Genomic DNA, 20,159 nt, shown 5'->3' with positions numbered 1-20,159 from the left:
GGGTTCGGGCCTCCAGCAAGTGTTACCTTGCCTTCACCCTGGACATGGGTAGATCACCTGGTTTCGGGTCTGCGACCTCGTACTATTTCGCCCTCTTCAGACTCGCTTTCGCTGCGGCTCCGCCTTTCGGCTTAACCTTGCACGAAATCGCAACTCGCCGGTTCATTCTACAAAAGGCACGCCATCACCCGTTAATGGGCTCTGACTACTTGTAGGCACACGGTTTCAGGTTCTCTTTCACTCCCCTCCCGGGGTGCTTTTCACCTTTCCCTCACGGTACTGGTTCACTATCGGTCACTAGGGAGTATTTAGCCTTGGGAGATGGTCCTCCCTGCTTCCGACGGGATTTCACGTGTCCCGCCGTACTCAGGATCCACTCGGGAGGGAACGGAGTTTCGACTACAGGGTTGTTACCTTCTCTGACGGGCCTTTCCAGACCTCTTCGTCTACCCCGTTCCTTTGTCACTCCTTAATCGAGTGTCCTACAACCCCAAGAGGCACGCCTCTTGGTTTGGGCTGTTCCCGTTTCGCTCGCCGCTACTCAGGGAATCGCTGTTGCTTTCTCTTCCTCCGGGTACTTAGATGTTTCAGTTCCCCGGGTTGCCCTCCATACCCTATGGATTCAGGTATGGATACTGCCCCATTACGGACAGTGGGTTCCCCCATTCGGACATCTCCGGATCGACGCTTACTTACAGCTCCCCGAAGCATTTCGGTGTTTGTCCCGTCCTTCATCGGCTCCTAGTGCCAAGGCATCCACCGTGCGCCCTTTCTAACTTAACCGTTTCTTCCTAACATGAGCGATCTATTCGTGAATGTCTTTCCGTTATCCAGTTTTCAAAGAACAATCAAGAAGGATGTGATCCTTCAAAACTAAACAAAACGGAAAAGCGTACCCTATTTCAATGTATATATCCTTAGAAAGGAGGTGATCCAGCCGCACCTTCCGATACGGCTACCTTGTTACGACTTCACCCCAATCATTTGTCCCACCTTCGGCGGCTGGCTCCCGTAAGGGTTACCCCACCGACTTCGGGTGTTACAAACTCTCGTGGTGTGACGGGCGGTGTGTACAAGACCCGGGAACGTATTCACCGCGGCATGCTGATCCGCGATTACTAGCGATTCCGGCTTCATGCAGGCGAGTTGCAGCCTGCAATCCGAACTGAGAGTGGTTTTTTGGGATTCGCTCCACCTCGCGGTTTCGCTGCCCTTTGTACCACCCATTGTAGCACGTGTGTAGCCCAGGTCATAAGGGGCATGATGATTTGACGTCATCCCCACCTTCCTCCGACTTTTAGCCGGCAGTCACCTTAGAGTGCCCAACTGAATGCTGGCAACTAAGGTCAAGGGTTGCGCTCGTTGCGGGACTTAACCCAACATCTCACGACACGAGCTGACGACAACCATGCACCACCTGTCACCCTGTCCCCGAAAGGGGAACGCCCTATCTCTAGGGTTGTCAGGGGATGTCAAGACCTGGTAAGGTTCTTCGCGTTGCTTCGAATTAAACCACATGCTCCACCGCTTGTGCGGGTCCCCGTCAATTCCTTTGAGTTTCAGCCTTGCGGCCGTACTCCCCAGGCGGAGTGCTTAATGCGTTTGCTGCAGCACTAAAGGGTGGATACCCTCTAACACTTAGCACTCATCGTTTACGGCGTGGACTACCAGGGTATCTAATCCTGTTCGCTCCCCACGCTTTCGCGCCTCAGCGTCAGTTACAGGCCAGAGAGCCGCCTTCGCCACTGGTGTTCCTCCACATCTCTACGCATTTCACCGCTACACGTGGAATTCCGCTCCCCTCTCCTGCACTCAAGTTCCCCAGTTTCCAATGGCCGCTCGCGGTTGAGCCGCGAGATTTCACATCAGACTTAAGGAACCGCCTGCGCGCGCTTTACGCCCAATAATTCCGGACAACGCTTGCCACCTACGTATTACCGCGGCTGCTGGCACGTAGTTAGCCGTGGCTTCCTCGTCAGGTACCGTCAAGGTACCGCCCTGTTCGAACGGCACTTGTTCTTCCCTGACAACAGAGCTTTACGATCCGAAGACCTTCTTCGCTCACGCGGCGTTGCTCCGTCAGACTTTCGTCCATTGCGGAAGATTCCCTACTGCTGCCTCCCGTAGGAGTCTGGGCCGTGTCTCAGTCCCAGTGTGGCCGGTCACCCTCTCAGGTCGGCTACGCATCGTCGCCTTGGTGAGCCGTTACCTCACCAACTAGCTAATGCGCCGCGGGCCCATCCTGCAGTGACAGCTAAAAGCCGCCTTTCAACCGAAAACCATGCGGTTTTCGGTGTTATCCGGTATTAGCTCCGGTTTCCCGAAGTTATCCCAGTCTGCAGGGCAGGTTGCCCACGTGTTACTCACCCGTCCGCCGCTAACCTAAAGGAGCAAGCTCCCTTCGGTCCGCTCGACTTGCATGTATTAGGCACGCCGCCAGCGTTCGTCCTGAGCCAGGATCAAACTCTCCAAAAAAAGTTTGTCACCAAATGCTCTTGTCAGAATCAACAGGCACGCTTTTCGTTTTGTTCAGTTTTCAAGGATCATTTTGGAGCGGGTGATGGGAATCGAACCCACGACATCAGCTTGGAAGGCTGAGGTTTTACCACTAAACTACACCCGCGCGAAAATATTTGTTTTTCTATTTAGATGATAAACACGCATTTTCCATGCCTCTTCCTCTTCCAGCATTGTTCGAGGATGTAAATGCGTCGAGGCAACTCGCAGATTATTCATTGAAGTGTCGCTCGTGGCTGAGGTTTTACCACTAAACTACACCCACATATCTTAATTTATTCATGCAATTTTGCTTTTAAGCCTATATTGATCAAAATCGGGAAGACAGGATTCGAACCTGCGACCCCATGGTCCCAAACCATGTGCTCTACCAAGCTGAGCTACTTCCCGTATATGGCGCGCCCGAGAGGAGTCGAACCCCTAACCTTTTGATCCGTAGTCAAACGCTCTATCCAATTGAGCTACGGGCGCATTCCACAGGTTTTTTATTGTAACTCACTTAAAATATGATGTCAATACTTTTTTGGTGCGGTAGAGAGGACTCGAACCTCCACGGGGTCGCCCCCACTAGGCCCTCAACCTAGCGCGTCTGCCATTCCGCCACTACCGCGAATATGCGGGTGGAGGGACTTGAACCCCCACGCCGTAAGGCGCTAGATCCTAAGTCTAGTGCGTCTGCCAATTCCGCCACACCCGCATTAAATGGTGAGCCATGGAGGATTCGAACCTCCGACCCTCTGATTAAAAGTCAGATGCTCTACCGACTGAGCTAATGGCTCATAAAAAGTAATTTCTTCTAATCTGTTTTAAAGTCGGTCAGATGTCCCTTCCTCTTCCAGCTTTCTCAAGGATGCTGGATGCGTCGGGACAACTCGCTGCTTATTCAACGAAGCCTTGCTCGTTGCTCTACCGACTGAGCTAATGGCTCTTATTATTTTTATAATAAGTGGCTGGGCTAGCTGGATTCGAACCAGCGCATCACGGAGTCAAAGTCCGTTGCCTTACCGCTTGGCTATAGCCCATCAAAAAGTCACAAAATTTATTGTAACATTTTTTGAACGCTATGTAAAGACTTTTTGGTTTGGATTTTTTAAAGTTAGAAATAGGAAGTTTTTCAACTTCCTATTTCAGCGAATATGAATGACCCGTACGGGATTCGAACCCGTGTTACCGCCGTGAAAGGGCGGTGTCTTAACCACTTGACCAACGGGCCATTTTTCATGGCGGAGAAGGAGGGATTTGAACCCTCGCGCCGCTTACACGACCTACTCCCTTAGCAGGGGAGCCCCTTCAGCCACTTGGGTACTTCTCCAAATTGGCTCCGCAGGCAGGATTCGAACCTGCGACCGTTCGGTTAACAGCCGAATGCTCTACCACTGAGCTACTGCGGAATGAAGAAAAAAATTGACGACTGTAACCATTGTAATGAGCATTTATAATTTTGTCAACAGTTCGTTATATATTGTTTTTCGCTGCCATCCAATTAGCGACGGCTTTTATACTTTATCATATCTTTCTCCTTTTCGTCAACCATTATTTTTATAAAATTGAATTTTTCCTCCGCACTTTCCGCATAAATATCGTTCTGGGTTCATTTTTCTACGGCGAATAAAAGTGCTCATACATGATAGGCATTTATAAATATAAATAATATTATTTTTATTTTTTTCTCTTAATGGTGTGCAAAATCTAGGTGCACCTACTTTTTTTAAAAGCATTTTAAAGTCAGAGTCCCGATGCCGAAAACCTTTTCCTTCGATATGAAGATGGTAGTGGCAAAGTTCATGCTTAATAATCCCTATTAATTCGTCCATTCCGTATTGTTCATAATATTTTTTATTCACTTCAATATCATGGCTGTTTAATAAATATCTTCCGCCTGTTGTTCGAAGACGGTGATTAAAATACGCTTTGTGAACAAATTTTTTCCCAAAAAAGGATAGTGAAATTTGCTCCACAAGTTTTTGAAGCTGGTCATCATTCAATGTACTGCACCTACTTTAAAAACATGTTGAACAGGACAACAACTTAACGCATACAATAAATATTACTACATCTAATCGGACTCACATATTTTATTTTAGCATATGCTTTTTTTCTTGACCATAAAATGGCAAGCCAAAAAGAACAATACATCCAAGGAGGTATTAACCAATGCCGAATTGGCTTATAAATCAAATGAAGAAAGCATATTATGAAAAAAACGTTTATCAAATCAAGTTATTAAATCAATGCTGGTATTTCTATAGAAAAAAGCATTGCTCATAATTCAACAGCTCTCAAAGAACAGACTAACTTTTTTCCAAAATTTTTGGTTGATAGATCGTTGTTTGCTTCCATCAGCATGCGATATAAGGTTGATTAAAAAATCAGCTGTCGACTTTGCCGACAGCCGTGATTTCTGTTGTTATTTATTTTACCATTGTTAAAGCGACTCTTCCTTTATCAACATCAACTTTTTCCACCCAGACTGTCACGATGTCCCCAACCGAAACAACGTCCAAAGGATGCTTTACATATTGTTTGCTTAATTTTGAAATGTGCACAAGTCCGTCCTGTTTCACACCAATATCAACAAATACACCAAAGTCTACTACGTTTCGAACCGTTCCTTGCAGCTCCATTCCTTCTTTCAAGTCTTCAAGCTGCAGCACATCTTTTTTCAAAAGAGGTTTAGGCACTTCATCACGAGGATCGCGCTCCGGTCTCATTAAAGCGTCGCATATATCCTTCAATGTATATTCGCCAATATGCAAGGCTTTTGAAGTTTCTTGAATATTCAGCGATCTGATTTTTTCTTTCAACAGTTCTGTACCGATATCATCGACTGTCAATGAAAGGCTTGACAGCAGTTTTCTAGCGTCTTCATAGCTTTCAGGATGAATGCTCGTCCTGTCAAGCGGATCGTCGCCGTCCAATATTCTTAAAAAGCCGATACATTGCTCATACGTTTTCTCCCCAAGCCGTGGGATGGATTTTAAATCGTTGCGATTCACAAATTTTCCAATTTCTTCTCTTCGTTTCACAATATTATGAGCCACTGTTTTTGATAATCCAGATACGTATTGCAACAGAGACGGCGAAGCAGTATTTACGTTGACACCGACTTGGTTGACAACTGTTTCTACAACAAACGTTAAAGATTCATGCAATTTCTTTTGGGATACATCATGCTGGTATTGACCAACACCGATTGATTTAGGATCAATTTTTACTAATTCAGCAAGCGGATCTTGAAGCCTTCTAGCAATAGATACTGCGCTGCGTTCTTCGACTTCAAGATCTGGGAACTCTTCCCGAGCTAAATCAGAAGCTGAATAAACACTTGCTCCCGCCTCGTTAACAATTAAATAATAAATATCTTCTTTCAGTTCTTTTATTACATCTGCAACAAATTGTTCTGTTTCTCTTGAAGCTGTTCCATTGCCGATAGCGATTACTTCAATTTGGAAGCGTTGAATAATATCGATCAGCTTTTGTTTTGATTTTTCTATTTCATTTTTTGGCGGATGAGGATAAATCACATCAATATAAAGAACTTTTCCAGTTTCATCGACTGCCGCAAGCTTGCAGCCTGTACGGTAAGCCGGGTCGATTCCTAAAACGATCGTTCCTTTTAATGGAGGTTGAAGGAGCAGTTTTCTTAAATTTTCGGAAAAAACACGAATGGCCTGATCCTCAGCTTTTTCAGTCAATTCTTTTCTAATCTCCCGCTCAATCGAAGGCTGTATGAGCCGTCTATACGCATCCTCCAACGTTTCAAATAAAATATCAGCAACAATTGTCCTTTGATCCGAAACAATTTTTTTCTTCAAATAGGCTACTATTTGTTCTGTCGGCGGCTCGATTGCCACCCTTAAAATCCCTTCCTTCTCCCCTCTGTTTAACGCCAAAACACGATGAGGAACGATTTTTTTGATCGGTTCTTCATATTGGTAATACATTTCGAATACTTTTTTCTCATCTTTTTCTTCGTCTTTACATGTTGAAACGACCATACCTTCTTTCAACGTTTGCTCCCTTATCCATTGACGAAAATTCGGATCGTCTGAAATCCATTCTGCAATAATATCTTTTGCACCAGAGAGAGCATCTTCAACCGTATGGATTTCTTTCTCTTCATTGATGTATTTTTCGGCTTCTTCTTCAATCGATCCCGCTAGCGGCAAGGAATATATCCATTTGGCTAAAGGCTCAAGCCCTCTTTCTTTTGCAATCGTTGCTTTCGTTCTTCTTTTTTGCCGGTATGGCCGATACAAGTCTTCAACTTGCTGCAATTTTTCAGCCGCCAGTATTTCATTTCGCAAAGATTCCGTTAGTTTTCCTTGTTCCTCAATTAACCGAATAACTTCTTCTTTTCTTTTTTCAAGGTTTTGTATGTATTGCCAGCGCTCACTAATGTTTCGTATTTCCACTTCATTTAAAGCGCCTGTTTGTTCTTTTCTGTACCGCGCAATAAAAGGAACGGTGTTGCCGTCTTCAAGCAATGCAATGACATTTTGAATTTGTTTGGTGGATATTGATAATTCGCTGCTTAACATTTGAAAAATTTTCTCATTATTTAACATTCTTTAGCCTCCACTACTATTTCCATCTACATAAACATTTTATCAAAAATTTTTTCAACATAAAAAGACAACCGTTATCCATCCGATTGTCCCAACAATTAAAAAAGCTGCCCGATTATATAAGTTAAATCATCTGTCCGATCGGAAAGAAATTTATTGAAGCCTTTCGCAATCTCGTGAATAGAAGAATGATCTTTTAACGCCGTTTTAATGTTTGAAGCATAAAGGCCATCAGTGTGAATAATAAATTTTGACCCTTTTTCATATGAAAAAGTGCGGATGCGATATTTCTTCATTTTACCAGGTAAATATCCAGCGGTTGGAATTGGATAAATGTATTCCCCAGAAGGCAAATATAAGATGAAACGAACGTTTCCTACCGAGCCGTATGTAATAGTTTTGTCTGCGAAATCCACTTTTAATATTCCGACTGTCGCGCCTCTTTTACCTTTTAATTTCTTATGGCACTGTTTAAAAATCTCATGTACAGTTTCCTGCTGGTATTGCTTCACCGTTTGGCATATGATTTCAGATGATTCACGCGCAGCTTGTCCACTTCCCAACCCATCTGCGACAACACAAACAAATCTATGCTCGTCCGTACAGGTGAAAAAACTGTCTCCACAATAAGCACTGCCTACTTTTCCAACCTGACATGTCAAAAATTGAATATGTTCAGTTTCTTGATATTGAATCATTGCCCTATCTCCATTGGATCAGCGTGAACAGCTTTTTTAAATTTTTTTAATGCTTGGCGCAATAGTCTGGAAACATGCATTTGGGAGATACCTAAAATTTCACCTATTTCTTTTTGACTGCGGTTATGATAAAAAGAATGTAGAATAATTTCTTTTTCTCTCTCAGTTAAAACGTGCATAATGTTTTCAATAGTCAGTTTTTGAAGAATGCGTTCAAAGCCCTCGTCTTTTTGTCCGACAAGATCTAAAATGGTGACCGCGGTTCCATCCGGTCCAGCTTCTATTGAGTGATCAACAGAAAGCGTATGATAGTTTTTGACCATTTCCATAGCTTCCAAAACTTCTTCCTCAGCTGCTCCTAAATATTCTGCTATTTCCTTGACCTTCGGAGAGCGCTCCAGCTGACTCGTCAACTGCTCCACCGCTGCATTTATTTTTGGTCCAAGTTCTTTCATTCTGCGGGGCACATGGACGCTCCACGTTTTATCCCGAAGATAGCGTTTGATTTCTCCAATAATCGTTGGAACAACAAACGCATCAAATGATTTCCCAACTGTTGGGTCGAAGCGATCAATCGCTCCCAATAAACCGATCATCCCGACCTGTACCAAATCCTCCTGATACATTTTCGAACTTGAGTACTTTTTTGCCAGTGCAACAACAATTGGCTGATAAAGTTCAATAATTTGTTCTTGTGCTTTTTCATCTTTATTTTCCTGAACTTGACGAATGAGTTCATGGATTTCGTTATTGCTTCGTTTTTGACCATGAGGTTTGTTCATTTCTCATTCGCTCCTCATTTAAAAGCTTGGACATCTTGACAGTTACTCCTGAGTTCATATCGATTGTCACTTCATCCATGAGCGTTTTAATTAGAAACAAACCTAAACCGCCCTCGCTCAATTTTTCAATCGGCATGGAAGGAGAATAAGGCCCGGTGTTTTCTTTCATTTTTGATAAATCGAAATTTTTTCCATCGTCTGAAACAGTGATCTCTAATCGATTTTCAAACAAGCTGAAGCCGATTCTCACTTCACCGTTTTCATTATGACCGTAGGCATGCTGCACCGCATTTGTACACGCTTCACTGACGGCAATCTTTAAATCTTCAATGTCATCATATGTGTACCCCATTCTATTGGCGATACCGGATAGAGTCAATCTGACAATCCCTATATACTCAGTTTTCGCAGGTATTTTCATTTCAATGTAATCAATACATTTATCCATTAATCCTCACCTTTTCTTGAAATCTCGATGATGCTGTCCAAACCGGTAATATGAAATAAGCGCTCCAGCCGCGGCGACAAATTTGTCAATTTCAGCTTTCCGCCTTGTTTTCTGACCGTTTTCAACAATCCGACAAAAACTCCTAATCCGGTTGAGTCCATATATTCAACATCTTTTAGGTTGACTTCAATAAAAGGTTCGCTTTCCTCAGAAATGGGCGCAAGTTTATTTTTTAGCGCTGGCGCAGTATAGGCATCAATCTCTCCTTTTAGATGCACATACGAAACCTTTTTTTCCCTTTTAATATCAATTTCAAGATTCATTCTGATCCCCCTCATAAAAGACAAAATCATCCATTCACTTATACCCTTTTTCGAAGCCGTTTAAACATTTTTTTTCATAATGATTAAGGTGAAATCATCCCGCAATTGAAAACCTTGCATTTTCTCAAAATCTTTATAAATATTTTCTACTATTTGCTGAGCAGGCAAATGTAAATGAGCTCGGATGGCGCTCGTCACTGCAGCTCTATCAATAAATCCTTCCTTCGTTCTTGTTTCAGTTACTCCATCTGACAAAAGAATAATCATATCGTTTTGGAAAAGATTTAATTCATATTGCTCATATTTCACTTGCCGGTCAACACCTAAAACAAGCCCTTTTGATTGAAGGTCATAAAAGTGATCCTCGCTGGCGCAATAATAAAAGCCCGGTTCATGTCCTGCAGATGCATATGTAATCTTATTCGTCCGAAAATCGTACTTACCAAAAAACATGGTAATAAACATATTGACATCGATGTTTTGTTCAACAACTCTATTTAAATTTTCTAATATGTAACTCGGATTTTGCCTTGATTCCAGGAGGCTGTCCATCGCATATTTAATCATTGATATACACAATGCTGCAGGTATGCCTTTGCCTATGACATCCGCAATCGCAACGCTCATTGTGTTTTCATGTTCTGCAAACTGGTAATAATCTCCGTTCATAATTTTGGCAGGAACGCTGATGACCCCTATGTCCAATTCTTCGACTTTTGGAATATTTGTTTGCAGCAGTGCCTGCTGTACGTTTGCTGCAATTTCAATTTCGGATTTCAGCTCAAGCTGCCTGCCCCTCAAAAATTGATGTTCTTGATAAGCCAGACCATAACCAACCATTACCTCCAATAAAAAGTCAAAGGAATCTAAAATCTTTTTTGGTATGTCTGGAAATAATTCTTTTAAAACTTTTAAATGGATGTTGATGATTTCCTCAGGCGGTATTTTATGTTCAATTGCTTTCCAACTGAAGCGCTGCCCTTCATATAAAGCTTGTTCGGTCAGTTCTTGAATGTAATTTGCTAACATCTCTTTATATTTCATTTGAATATCATCATCAAACGCCATAAAATCCTCCTAACGAAGCCATTTCACCACTTGTACAACGGTCCCTTCGCCTGTCTTTGAGTCGATATAAAATTCGTCCATTAAGCGCTTAACACCAGGCAATCCAGCCCCAAGTCCTCCTGACGTCGTAAATCCATCCTCCATTGCCTTGCGAATATCAGGAATTCCCGGCCCATGATCAGAGGCGGTAATTTTAATTCCTTTTTTTTCTTTTTCTTCAATTTTGTCGATGTAAATTTTCCCACCATTTGCATAATGATAAATGTTCCTTGCTAATTCTGATATTGCGGTGGTAATCCGGGCTTGGTCCACTGCGCCGAATCCAAGTTCTTTCGCAGCATGACGACCCAATTGGCGGGCAGCCACAATATCCCATTCGTTCATAATCATTACACAGGATTGGCCATCCATTCTAATCCTCCAGCTCCTTAAGCAATTCCAGCCCTTTTTCCAAGTCAAGCGCAGTATGAATATCTTCCAGTTCAATGCCTAATTCGATCAGCGTAATAGCCACTGCAGGCTGAATACCTGTCAATACGACCGTCGCCCCCATTAACTTAGACATGTTGACACAGTCCCCTAAAATCTTGGCGATAAATGAATCAATGACATCAACCGAAGTTAAATCAATGACAACACCTGTTGCTCCTGTTTCATGAATTTTCTTTAATAAATCTTCCTGAAATTGCATCGCTGTTTTGTCGTCCAGCTCCCACTGTATTGAAATTAATAGATTATTATACAGTTTTAAAATAGGTATTCTTGATGTTTTCATCATCTGCGTTCACCCATTGAAACAATTTTTCGATTGGTCATTTCAAGTGCAGCTTCAATGCCTTTTTGAAGGGTATTTTTCGTCGTAATTTGACTTAAATCAATGCCCAGATTCACTATCGTTTGCGCAATTTCAGGGCGAATGCCGACAAGCAAGCTTTTTGCTCCTACAAGACGAACTGCTTCTGCAGCTTGTATAATGTGATGGGCTACCATCGTATCCACAACAGGCACGCCGGTTATATCAATCAGCACCACTTCAGAACGGTATTTAACGACCCCTTTTAATAAATTTTCCATAATTCTTTTGGCACGGTCCGTATCAATCGTTCCAATCAATGGCATAACAGTGATGCTATCAAAAACCGGAATTAACGGCGCAGACAATTCTTGCAGAGCCATTTTTTGGAGATTAATGGTTCTTTCATATGAAGAGGTATATTGCAGAAATACTTCCCGATTAACCGGCGAGGTAACTTTCTCTATCTCCGATAATAATTCAAGCGGATCACCCGGTATTTGTTTCTCAAGCAATTTAGCAAATAATATTTTTTCAAAAGTATGTAAGCATTGAGCAATTTTGTCCATTGGCCAGTCAAGCTGGACAATCCGTTTTGAAAATTCATGAATTTTTCTGGAAAATTCATCTTCTTTGTTTTTGCTCCATTCGATGAGAATATTCACATATTCTGCAGCAATTGCTTGATCAATTTGATCAGACTCAGCGGAAATTGATTGAGCATCAGCCTTGTTGAAGCGATCAATCCAATCCTTCATAATCTCGTCTCGATGCATTCGGATAAATTCAACTATTCCAGAAATTTTCAGTGACATGTTGCATGTCTCCTTTCAAAAACTTGGCCTTTTCAACTTTTATAGAAAAATAAAAAAAATTATAGATATGTTCCCGTTTTTATCATTTTTCTTCCACAATATCTGCTAAGCTGTCGCATTCATTGCTTACAGCTATTTTATAAAGGGAACGCGGCAAATCTTCCTTTCGCTTCTCGACTATGGAAGATGCTGTTTTTAAATGCTTCGTCGTTTAAAAAAGCGAATGCAGCTTGTCAGCACGTCTGTTCATTTTTGCGCAAAAATCAAAAATACCACAGTTTCGCAACTGTGGACATTTTTTCAATCTTATTTATCTTAAACATTCTACCTGCAGGCAGTCCTTTTGAAAAGATCGTTGAAATCACTAGCATTGCAGTAATTAAATCTGATGATTCAAAATACTAAGAATGTTCAATTTTTTATTGATTTCGAAACAAAAAAATCCTTTACAATGGAAGTACAGGTGGTTCCTGCCCAAATCCAATCGTAAAGGATAACCATTATGGACAAGAATACACTAATTTCATCATTTGGTAAATGGGTTTCACCCATAAATATTCAAAAACTTAGCGAACAAGTCAAAGAATTGAAACAGGACTATTACACAAAAAAGCTGACAACAGAAGCCTATATTAAACTTTTATTGGTAGCCCAGCTGCTCGAATTTAAGAGCTTAGAGGAAATGAGTGATGCACTTGTAGACGAAGATCTTCAAAAAGCACTCGGATTTGAATCGATAAGTGCCTCTCAGCTATCCCGAAAAAACAATCAGATCCACCCACTAATTCTTGCAAATTTGTTCTTGGATCTTGTTTGGAAAATTCAACGGTACCATTATAAAAACGGAAAGAATATGCCACTGAAAATCATTGATTCAAGTACACTCCCGTTGAATTTGACCCATTATAAATGGGCAAAATTCCGGAAAACAAAAGCTGGTGTAAAGCTACACTTACGGCTCGTTTTCATGGATAAAGACACCGTCTATCCTGAAAAAGCAGTGATTACGACAGCAAAAGAACATGACCGAAATCAACTCGAAGTCCTAGTGGATGATCAAGAAGCCATGTATGTGTTTGACCGCGGTTATGTGGACTATGAACGTTTTGATCGGATGACAGATGATGGCTATTTCTTCGTTTCAAGACTGAAGAAAAACGCAGTCATTCGTGAAGTCTATACATTTTCACTTCCTGATGATTGTCACGTTCTATCCGATAAAATGGTCTACATTGGTACCACACAAAATCGTACTGAAAATGTCTTTCGTCTACTAGAAGTTATGGACACAAAAGGGAACTTACTTCGTTTCATCACCAACCGATTTGATTTAAAACCAGAAGAGATAAGTGATATTTACCGATCTCGCTGGGCTATTGAACTCTTTTTCAAATGGCTCAAGCAACACGTAGAAATTAAGCACTTTTATGGAATGAGTGAAACAGCTATTCAAAATCAAATTTTCTTAGCCCTGATCACGTATTGCTTACATGTTCTCATTCAATTGGAGATGAAAAGTAAGAAATCCCTACTTCGAATTACTCGTTGGTTAAAGAGAGCTCTGTGGAAACCAGCTTATGTTTGGTTGCGAAAATTTGATGGGCGAGCCAGTCCATAATCTCCCTTTTGTCGTTGTCGCTCTGGTTTAACTGTATATATTTACCAAATGGGCAGTGCCACCTTTCTTTAGGTTTTGTCTTTTTGGCACAAATTCACAAAAATTAATTAACAGAAAATTCTAACTATATTTATGCAATGCTAATGCGTTGAAATATACGTAAAAAATATTAGAAATCGATCAGGCCTAAACTGATTTGTAAGGCATCGTCCACTTTATCCATCATTTCATCATCAAGATGGGTAATTTTATCCGTTAACCGTTGTTTATCAATCGTTCTAATCTGCTCAAGCAAAATGACCGAATCCCGTTCAAATCCATATTTTTTCGCATCAATTTCAACATGAGTCGGCAATTTTGCTTTTTGAATTTGTGCTGTAATAGCGGCTACGATCACCGTTGGACTAAAACGATTCCCTATATCATTTTGGATAATTAAAACTGGACGAACGCCGCCTTGCTCTGAACCAACTACAGGGGATAAATCAGCAAAATAAACGTCGCCGCGTTTAACAATCAAAAGATTACCCCCCGCTAACTAAGCGTTCAACGGTGTGTTCAGCCTCATACTCTGCCAGAAAAGCCTCCGATGCAATATTTAGATTGATCTTCGCCATTTCCATATAACCGCGTCTCATTGACTCGCGAATTTGGCGTTTTTTACGCTCTCTCAAATACATTTTCATTGCTTGATAAATAAATTCACTTCTGTTTCCGTTTTCCTGTTTCACGATTCCATCTAATTCAGAAACAAGTGCTTGTGGCAATCGAACAATAATTTCCGTTGTTGAGCTGGATTCAGACACCAAAATACACCTCCACCGTTCCTACAAAGCCGAAATCATTTTATTCCAATATTAATATTAACATTTATATTCGTTGAAGCAAAGCCATTTTTCAAATAATTTCTTCAATATTATCGGCATTGATATGAATATTTTATTCAAGTTTCTTCATTTTTCAGTAAGCAGAGGATTTCTTACGTTTGTTTTGCCACCATTTCTTATATAAATCCGAGGAACCCGCCAATTGATCATGCATGGAATTTCATAATTAATCGTTTCCAGCCGTTTGGCCACTTCATCGACTGAAATCATGTCATTGCCTTGTGAACCGATAAGTGTCACTTTTGTCCCGACAGGTTTTTTTTCCGGAAGCTTAATCATCAGTTGATCCATGCAAATGCGCCCGATAATAGGAACGCGCCTTCCATCGACAAGAACTTCCGAACCAGTCAATTTTCGAATCCATCCATCAGCATAACCGATTGGAACCGTACCAATCCATTCCTCCTCTTTCGCTGCGTATGTTGCTCCGTAACTTACTTTTTCCCCTTTTTTTATTTTTTTAATATGAACAATCTTTGAGTGTAAAGAAAAGGCTTCATATAACGGAAAAGGCAGCGTGCTTTTGATAAATTCCGACGGCGCCAAACCATACATGGAAATGCCAAAGCGAACCGCATTAAAAGTTTTTGTTGGAAAGCGAAGAGTCGCAGCACTGTTAGCACAATGAATAATCAAACCGTCTGTATCCACGATTTGCAATAATTCCAGGAAACGTTCATATTGCTGTTCAAAATATGCTGTATCGTGTTCGTCTGCTGTGGCAAAATGAGTGAATATACCTTCTAATCGACATAACTGCTGTCCCTTTATGAGCGAAATGGCTTGTTCGAGTTCTTTTTTATCTCTTATTCCGATCCGTCCCATACCTGTGTCTAATTTCAAGTGGATGTTGACTGATGTTTTCCCTAAATATTTCCCAGCACTTTCCAGCCATTCAGCTGAATAGGCAGTCACACTTATCCCATTTTCTCCTGCAACTGTAACATCTTCTGGTCTTACCGCTCCTAAAACGAGGATAGGGGCCTTTATTCCTGCTTGTCTCAATTTCAATGCTTCATCTAGAAAAGCGACTGCTAATTTAGCAGCACCTGCTGACAATGCTGCTTGGGCAACTTCCACATCTCCATGACCATAAGCATTAGCTTTCACAACAGCAATAATTTCAGTTTCATTCGGCAAATGTTCCTTTAATCCATGAATGTTCGCTTCAATATGATCTAAATTAATTTCTGCCCATGTATCTCGGAAATAGTTCTGCATCTTAATTTCATCTCCAACGATATCGTTTTGTTTATTTTATATCACTGTTTCTTTTTAAACAATAGTACATAAAAAAGGCGGCAGAAGATCGTTTCTTTTGCCGCTCAATTTTACTACTTCCCTGATTGGCTTTGTACAGAACGAGCAACTGCAATCATTTCTTCTTGCGTCAGTTCGTTTGAAGCGAGCATATAATCCACACCATTATATGTCCATGTTAAAGAATTGTCGGTCAGCGCTCCAACTGCAAACCCTAAATCGACCAGCTCTCCGCTGACAAATTCTGAAGAGGTAACTGGTGAAACTTCCGCAAGCTCCTCAATAAGAGTAAATGATTTTTCGCCTCCGTAAGTTAATACTACTCGTTTTCCGCTATCTGTATTCAGCTCTTTTTCTTGGACGAGATCGACACCTTCCGGCAAGTCTTCCTTAAGCGGATAAAGAACAGCAAATTGTTTGTTCGCTGATTGAGCCAAAACAGGAATATCCACTTGGGCATTGGACATCGTTTTTTCTATTTCAAAGGCATTTTTATCAAATTTTGGATTCGATTCAAAATTGGAAAATTCAACAGAAACAAGCGCATTCCGATCAACATCCATCACTTTCACATATGAAGGTGTCAAATTTTTCTTATGAAATGCAATTTTTTGGTATGGGAGCATTTGATTGTTTTGATAATTGGTTTTTGTTTCAAATACATAGTTCTTTTCCCCGACTTCGAATTTCGCTTCTTTATCCTTCAATATATCTTGGACAAGCGATTCATACAGGTAAGCTTGACTCGAATTTTGCGGCCAATTGCTTTGGAAACGGAAGCTTTTGTTCAAAGCAGGAGTCAGAACAAATACCCCATCATCATTTCTTAAAATAATTTGGCTTTGATCCCTGTCATCATTTTTTAATAGCACTCGATAATAATGGGGCTTTTTGTGCCAAATTTCCACTTCATACACATGCGGCTCTTCCGCTGTTTTGATCGTCATTTTGGCGTTCACCTTATAGCCTTTTAATTCTTCAATTTTTTTGTTCAATGCACTTGAAACGTCTTCTTTTGATTTTACGCCACATGCAGATATTAATCCCACAAAAAGCAGACAGACAATCACGAGCTTTACGCCTCTCGTCAAATTTTTCAACCCCTTTGCCTCAATTAGCGTCACTAGGAAGTTTTGAAGAGTCAGTGAACAATTTCTGACTTGTCTCCCCTACCGCATTACAACTATATGAGGCAAGGTCAGCAAATATGCAGACTAGCTTGACAGGCTTTCAATGATTACTTGTGCAGCAGCAAAATTTTTTGAATGAGTGATTGTCACAAACACCCGGTCTGATGTAATATTTTGCACAATGATCGGTTTCCCTTTTTCATCATGTAAAATTTCAATATCTAAAAAGCCCACTGTCTTTCCGATTCCTGTCCCTAATGCTTTGCTAAATGCTTCTTTAGCGGCAAATCTGCCTGCCAAAAACTCCAATTGTCTTGAATCCCGCAATTTATTAAAGATTTCCTTTTCGCGAAACGATAAGATTCTGTCAATAATGTTGGATCTCCGCTCCATAATATCTTTCATCCTGTCCATTTCAACGATATCAAGTCCAATCCCAACGATCACACCATCACATCCCTTTAATTTTCTACTGTACTATTTATAAATTGAAAATCATACAAATGATTATAGAATACTTGTCCTGTTGAAAAGGAGAATTCACATGTTTCGCAGAACAGAAAGCCTTCACACTTTTATTCGCCTTTATCCTGCTGTCACGATCATAAGCTGCATACATGTTGTGTTATGGATTATGATGAAACTTTCTTTCCCAATATTTACGCTTCTATTTTCTTTTTTAACCGGATACAATGCAGGGGTTCATTCAGGGGAATGGTGGCGGCTCATTACACCAATTTTTTTGCATACTAGCTTTTCCCATCTTTTGTTTAATACAATCACACTTATTATTTTTGCCCCGCCGCTGGAACGAATGGTAAAGTCAATTTATTTTCTGGTCATTTACAGTGCATCAGGCATTATAGCCAACATTGCAACCTATTTGATCATGCCAATGGATTATTCTCATGCAGGAGCTTCAGGGGCGATTTTTGGCATTTTGGGCACGTACATGTTCATCTGTTTTTTCCGAAAGGAATATATGGATCAAAAAAACTCTCAAATGATCTTAACGGTTACAGCCATAGCTCTCGTACTGTCTTTTATTGATGCCCATATCAATGTAGTTGCACATGTAACAGGACTTCTGGCTGGATTTTTGCTAGGTAAAGTGTTTGTCCGTAAAAAACCAAGCTTCATTCATTATACGTATTATCATCAACCGGTTCGGCAGGAAGGAATGAAATTATTTTTCAAAAAATGGTCGATATGGATTTTTGTTTTCGTTTTTATACTTGCGGCTATTTTATATGTGTTGTAAAAATTTAAATCACTCCCATCCACATGAGAGATGGGAGCTTCTAAACTTGTCCTTCACTTCTTCTTGAAAACCATTTATAAATTTCCATTCCGTCCTTTTCCTCGAGGTTTTTAACAGCAAAAAAGCTTCCAGTAGACTTGGAAATAATACTGCACTGAACAGAAGTCAGATCTTTTTGTCTCTGAAAATAGGATTGTTTCAATTCCAATGATTGAATCCGCTTTTTTTCGAAAAAGACGGTTGTCTTATTCAACACGCGGAAAGACAGCGTCAATTCTTTTCCATTTAAATACCAACCTGTATCTTTATATTGAAAATATCCGAGCACCAGTGCAAAAGGAATGAGAATAAGTGATAAGTAGCCCCATGGTTTAAAAAACAAGCATAAAGGGACGGCTATGAGAAGTGATAAAATCAGCATACGGAGCAAAAATCTGGACAGCGCACGCCGCGGAACCGGGTGCAGTGTCTCGTTTATCGTCAAATGGAAAAAGCTTTCAACCTTTTCTTTAACTTGTTTCTTCCGAATTAACGGAAACAAAATGGTCTCGACATCCTTGTCACTTCCTCCTCCCGCCGATTCAATATGTACAGTTGCATATCCAAAAGGCTGGCGCAGCCAATTTTCTGTTACTTTAATTGCTTGAATACGATCTATTGGTATAGAAATCTGTTTTTTTTCAAAAATGCCACTTGAAATAATAATTTGTCCGGCTTCTTCTCGAACTGTAAAATCTCCGTACTGGAGTAAAACCCCGATAAAGCTTATAATCCACGCAATGATCAAACCAATCAAACATAAGATGACAATCATCGTCACACTTGCATGGACAATCCATTCCAGCTTGTCAAATATTTTTTCGTACGGAATAATTTCATCAAATTGGCTTAAAAAGGCTACGATTGACAGAGCAACCCCTAAGCCGCTTGAAGTTGCTGCAGTAATAAGCAGTTCGTTAAAGCTTATTTTGTAAAGAACCCTTCCTTCTTCCAGTTTGTCTTGCTCTGCTTCTCCTTGTGCTATTTGTCTTTTTTGCTCCTTGATGATTGTCCGAATCTGTTCTGCCTCTTCTTTCCGTATGGCGCTAAGTTCAACCTCTGCTTCGCCCATGCCGCCCGCTGTTTCGATTTCAAGCTTCACTACACCGAAGAGGCGCTGGATGAAACCGGCGGTTACATTTATGGATTGAATTCTTTCAATCGGTATATATCGATTTTTTTTTAAAAAAACGCCCTGCTCAACACGAAATTCATTTTCTTCAATGCGATAAGTAAATTTCAACCAATTTAACACACTGGAAATGATCGTGAGTATAAGTGCTAGAATCGTTCCGATCAATAAAAACGACCGGATGTTTCCTATGTTTGTGACAAACAAGAAAATATTCGTTACTATAATTTCTTTAATCGCCTTCGCAATTTTCACTAAAACAGCTACGGGATGCAATCTTTTCTGATCATACATCATCCTTCGCCTCCCGTGCCAATTTCGAGATATAATCGCGAAGCTGATCCGCTTCTTCCATTTCCAGGGCAGGAATCTCGTGAACCGTTGCTGCAGTGGAAATAGTTACAGTCGCCAAGTTATATTTTCTTAAAATCGGTCCTTGTGAGGTATCTACATGCTGAACTCTCACCATTGGAACAAGCACACGGGTAACTGTAAACAATCCATGCTGCAAATCCAGTTCATTCTCATGAACTTCATATCGCCATATTTTCAACCGAATATTTGGAAAAATGAAAATGGAACAAATAGAAGACACCAACCAAATAATTGCCAATATAGGAATAATCCATTTCGGCCAGTTGAAAAAAAATATCAATAAAGATATGCCTATGATCACCAGCAACTCAACGATGCTCCAAATAGCCGCAGTGATCTTCCATACAGTAACAGCTTTAGGACTAATGCGATTTTGTGGTTCGCGCCGCAAGTTTTTCCCTCCCTTGTCTCCTTCTGTAAAAAATTACGTTTCATTTAGGCAAAA

Annotated in this window: 19 protein-coding genes, 10 tRNA genes, 2 rRNA genes and 1 pseudogene (1 of these 32 running past the window's edge); 3 read left to right on the top strand and 29 right to left on the bottom strand. The window is 40.8% G+C overall.

The genetic code is table 11. From position 1 onward, the window contains the following. The 13 genes from NSS70_RS02200 to NSS70_RS02140 form a co-directional block, all read right to left on the bottom strand. A 23S ribosomal RNA gene (locus NSS70_RS02200) occupies positions 1-783 on the bottom strand (it extends 2,150 nt beyond the left edge of the window). Between the two features lie 138 nt (positions 784-921). Then, positions 922-2,475: ribosomal RNA gene (locus NSS70_RS02195) — 16S ribosomal RNA — on the bottom strand. Together the 16S and 23S rRNA genes with 10 tRNA genes alongside form the textbook arrangement of a ribosomal RNA operon. A gap of 74 nt (positions 2,476-2,549) precedes the next feature. After that, positions 2,550-2,623 (bottom strand) — tRNA-Gly (locus NSS70_RS02190). Positions 2,624-2,833: 210 nt separating this feature from the next. Further along, positions 2,834-2,907, bottom strand: a tRNA-Pro gene (locus tag NSS70_RS02185). A gap of 4 nt (positions 2,908-2,911) precedes the next feature. After that, a tRNA-Arg gene (locus tag NSS70_RS02180) sits at positions 2,912-2,988 on the bottom strand. A gap of 53 nt (positions 2,989-3,041) precedes the next feature. Next, positions 3,042-3,127 (bottom strand) — tRNA-Leu (locus NSS70_RS02175). 5 nt (positions 3,128-3,132) lie between these two features. Beyond that, positions 3,133-3,214 (bottom strand) — tRNA-Leu (locus NSS70_RS02170). 6 nt (positions 3,215-3,220) lie between these two features. Continuing rightward, positions 3,221-3,296 (bottom strand) — tRNA-Lys (locus tag NSS70_RS02165). A gap of 168 nt (positions 3,297-3,464) precedes the next feature. Beyond that, a tRNA-Gln gene (locus NSS70_RS02160) sits at positions 3,465-3,539 on the bottom strand. A gap of 119 nt (positions 3,540-3,658) precedes the next feature. Further along, positions 3,659-3,730 (bottom strand) — tRNA-Glu (locus NSS70_RS02155). Positions 3,731-3,738: 8 nt separating this feature from the next. Continuing rightward, positions 3,739-3,829 (bottom strand) — tRNA-Ser (locus tag NSS70_RS02150). Between the two features lie 4 nt (positions 3,830-3,833). Next, positions 3,834-3,908, bottom strand: a tRNA-Asn gene (locus NSS70_RS02145). A 135-nt stretch (positions 3,909-4,043) separates the two neighbouring features. Continuing rightward, positions 4,044-4,502 (bottom strand): SprT family protein, encoded by a 459-nt coding sequence (locus NSS70_RS02140; protein WP_063388239.1) that lies wholly within the window; start codon positions 4,500-4,502, stop codon positions 4,044-4,046. A 169-nt stretch (positions 4,503-4,671) separates the two neighbouring features. Here NSS70_RS02140 and cmpA point away from each other — a divergent pair, with 169 nt between their 5' ends. After that, complete coding sequence (gene cmpA, locus NSS70_RS02135) at positions 4,672-4,785, top strand: cortex morphogenetic protein CmpA (protein ID WP_094245000.1); 114 nt, start codon at positions 4,672-4,674, stop codon at positions 4,783-4,785. A 143-nt stretch (positions 4,786-4,928) separates the two neighbouring features. On the opposite strand, the gene NSS70_RS02130 is transcribed toward cmpA, so the two are convergent. From NSS70_RS02130 to NSS70_RS02090, 9 genes are all read right to left on the bottom strand, one after another. Continuing rightward, positions 4,929-7,085, bottom strand: a complete 2,157-nt coding sequence (locus NSS70_RS02130) for a Tex family protein (RefSeq protein ID WP_340880867.1) — start codon at positions 7,083-7,085, stop codon at positions 4,929-4,931. A 98-nt stretch (positions 7,086-7,183) separates the two neighbouring features. Continuing rightward, positions 7,184-7,783 carry a PP2C family serine/threonine-protein phosphatase gene (locus tag NSS70_RS02125; RefSeq protein WP_340732589.1) on the bottom strand — a complete coding sequence of 200 codons (600 nt, stop codon included), beginning with the start codon at positions 7,781-7,783 and terminating at the stop codon, positions 7,184-7,186. After that, positions 7,780-8,565 carry an RNA polymerase sigma factor SigB gene (sigB, locus tag NSS70_RS02120; RefSeq protein ID WP_340880865.1) on the bottom strand — a complete coding sequence of 262 codons (786 nt, stop codon included), beginning with the start codon at positions 8,563-8,565 and terminating at the stop codon, positions 7,780-7,782. The genes NSS70_RS02125 and sigB overlap by 4 nt, the downstream gene beginning before the upstream one ends. Continuing rightward, positions 8,531-9,013 carry an anti-sigma B factor RsbW gene (gene rsbW / locus NSS70_RS02115; RefSeq protein ID WP_063388235.1) on the bottom strand — a complete coding sequence of 161 codons (483 nt, stop codon included), beginning with the start codon at positions 9,011-9,013 and terminating at the stop codon, positions 8,531-8,533. Before rsbW ends, sigB begins: the two co-directional genes overlap by 35 nt. Beyond that, a complete protein-coding gene (locus NSS70_RS02110) occupies positions 9,013-9,336 on the bottom strand; it encodes an anti-sigma factor antagonist (protein ID WP_063388234.1) in 324 nt (107 codons plus the stop codon). Before NSS70_RS02110 ends, rsbW begins: the two co-directional genes overlap by 1 nt. A gap of 60 nt (positions 9,337-9,396) precedes the next feature. Beyond that, positions 9,397-10,404, bottom strand: a complete 1,008-nt coding sequence (locus NSS70_RS02105) for a PP2C family protein-serine/threonine phosphatase (protein ID WP_066247065.1) — start codon at positions 10,402-10,404, stop codon at positions 9,397-9,399. 9 nt (positions 10,405-10,413) lie between these two features. Further along, entirely contained in the window at positions 10,414-10,815 is a 402-nt protein-coding gene (locus NSS70_RS02100) for an anti-sigma regulatory factor (RefSeq protein WP_063388232.1), read from the bottom strand. Between the two features lies 1 nt (position 10,816). After that, complete coding sequence (locus tag NSS70_RS02095) at positions 10,817-11,179, bottom strand: STAS domain-containing protein (protein ID WP_340882457.1); 363 nt, start codon at positions 11,177-11,179, stop codon at positions 10,817-10,819. Beyond that, a complete protein-coding gene (locus tag NSS70_RS02090; protein ID WP_144596843.1) occupies positions 11,179-12,012 on the bottom strand; it encodes an STAS domain-containing protein in 834 nt (277 codons plus the stop codon). Before NSS70_RS02090 ends, NSS70_RS02095 begins: the two co-directional genes overlap by 1 nt. A gap of 502 nt (positions 12,013-12,514) precedes the next feature. Between NSS70_RS02090 and NSS70_RS02085 the strand changes: the two genes are divergently transcribed. Next, the gene (locus tag NSS70_RS02085) at positions 12,515-13,630 is read left to right on the top strand and encodes an IS4 family transposase (RefSeq protein WP_003352762.1); all 1,116 of its coding nucleotides are present in this window, start codon (positions 12,515-12,517) and stop codon (positions 13,628-13,630) included. Between the two features lie 169 nt (positions 13,631-13,799). Here the strand turns inward: NSS70_RS02085 and ndoA are convergent, their stop codons facing one another. From ndoA to acpS, 5 genes are all read right to left on the bottom strand, one after another. Further along, positions 13,800-14,150: a type II toxin-antitoxin system endoribonuclease NdoA gene (gene ndoA, locus NSS70_RS02080; protein WP_063388230.1), complete on the bottom strand. Its 351-nt coding sequence runs from the start codon at positions 14,148-14,150 to the stop codon at positions 13,800-13,802. Between the two features lie 4 nt (positions 14,151-14,154). Beyond that, a complete protein-coding gene (locus tag NSS70_RS02075) occupies positions 14,155-14,436 on the bottom strand; it encodes a CopG family ribbon-helix-helix protein (protein WP_063388229.1) in 282 nt (93 codons plus the stop codon). A gap of 147 nt (positions 14,437-14,583) precedes the next feature. Further along, positions 14,584-15,738: an alanine racemase gene (gene alr / locus NSS70_RS02070; RefSeq protein WP_144596845.1), complete on the bottom strand. Its 1,155-nt coding sequence runs from the start codon at positions 15,736-15,738 to the stop codon at positions 14,584-14,586. A 113-nt stretch (positions 15,739-15,851) separates the two neighbouring features. Beyond that, entirely contained in the window at positions 15,852-16,868 is a 1,017-nt protein-coding gene (locus NSS70_RS02065; RefSeq protein WP_165381955.1) for a LolA family protein, read from the bottom strand. A gap of 123 nt (positions 16,869-16,991) precedes the next feature. Beyond that, a complete protein-coding gene (gene acpS, locus NSS70_RS02060) occupies positions 16,992-17,354 on the bottom strand; it encodes a holo-ACP synthase (RefSeq protein ID WP_063388226.1) in 363 nt (120 codons plus the stop codon). Between the two features lie 97 nt (positions 17,355-17,451). Between acpS and NSS70_RS02055 the strand changes: the two are divergent. Next, positions 17,452-18,036 (top strand): annotated as a pseudogene (locus NSS70_RS02055) (rhomboid family intramembrane serine protease); the annotation flags it as partial. A gap of 172 nt (positions 18,037-18,208) precedes the next feature. Here the strand turns inward: NSS70_RS02055 and NSS70_RS02050 are convergent. Both NSS70_RS02050 and NSS70_RS02045 read right to left on the bottom strand, forming a co-directional pair. After that, on the bottom strand, positions 18,209-19,636 hold the full coding sequence (locus tag NSS70_RS02050; RefSeq protein WP_063388224.1) for a PH domain-containing protein: 1,428 nt from the start codon (positions 19,634-19,636) through the stop codon (positions 18,209-18,211). Beyond that, a complete protein-coding gene (locus tag NSS70_RS02045) occupies positions 19,626-20,105 on the bottom strand; it encodes a PH domain-containing protein (RefSeq protein ID WP_063388223.1) in 480 nt (159 codons plus the stop codon). Before NSS70_RS02045 ends, NSS70_RS02050 begins: the two co-directional genes overlap by 11 nt. Positions 20,106-20,159 lie beyond the last annotated feature (54 nt).

This window comes from Aeribacillus sp. FSL K6-2848, from assembly GCF_038004325.1.
In the GTDB taxonomy this organism is placed as follows: domain Bacteria; phylum Bacillota; class Bacilli; order Bacillales; family Aeribacillaceae; genus Aeribacillus; species Aeribacillus composti.
Note: the sequence above shows the minus strand (reverse complement) of the source record. Positions and strands in the feature narration are given on the sequence as shown.

Bases quoted from the DNA above. Each gene is read 5' to 3' on its own strand.
- NSS70_RS02110 (WP_063388234.1), bottom strand. From the start codon at position 9,336: ATGAATCTTGAAATTGATATTAAAAGGGAAAAAAAGGTTTCGTATGTG.
- cmpA (WP_094245000.1), top strand. From the start codon at position 4,672: ATGCCGAATTGGCTTATAAATCAAATGAAGAAAGCATATTATGAAAAA.
- NSS70_RS02050 (WP_063388224.1), bottom strand. From the start codon at position 19,636: ATGATGTATGATCAGAAAAGATTGCATCCCGTAGCTGTTTTAGTGAAA.
- NSS70_RS02105 (WP_066247065.1), bottom strand. From the start codon at position 10,404: ATGGCGTTTGATGATGATATTCAAATGAAATATAAAGAGATGTTAGCA.
- sigB (WP_340880865.1), bottom strand. From the start codon at position 8,565: ATGAACAAACCTCATGGTCAAAAACGAAGCAATAACGAAATCCATGAA.
- NSS70_RS02100 (WP_063388232.1), bottom strand. From the start codon at position 10,815: ATGGATGGCCAATCCTGTGTAATGATTATGAACGAATGGGATATTGTG.
- rsbW (WP_063388235.1), bottom strand. From the start codon at position 9,013: ATGGATAAATGTATTGATTACATTGAAATGAAAATACCTGCGAAAACT.
- NSS70_RS02095 (WP_340882457.1), bottom strand. From the start codon at position 11,179: ATGAAAACATCAAGAATACCTATTTTAAAACTGTATAATAATCTATTA.
- NSS70_RS02085 (WP_003352762.1), top strand. From the start codon at position 12,515: ATGGACAAGAATACACTAATTTCATCATTTGGTAAATGGGTTTCACCC.
- NSS70_RS02090 (WP_144596843.1), bottom strand. From the start codon at position 12,012: ATGTCACTGAAAATTTCTGGAATAGTTGAATTTATCCGAATGCATCGA.
- alr (WP_144596845.1), bottom strand. From the start codon at position 15,738: ATGCAGAACTATTTCCGAGATACATGGGCAGAAATTAATTTAGATCAT.
- NSS70_RS02130 (WP_340880867.1), bottom strand. From the start codon at position 7,085: ATGTTAAATAATGAGAAAATTTTTCAAATGTTAAGCAGCGAATTATCA.
- NSS70_RS02125 (WP_340732589.1), bottom strand. From the start codon at position 7,783: ATGATTCAATATCAAGAAACTGAACATATTCAATTTTTGACATGTCAG.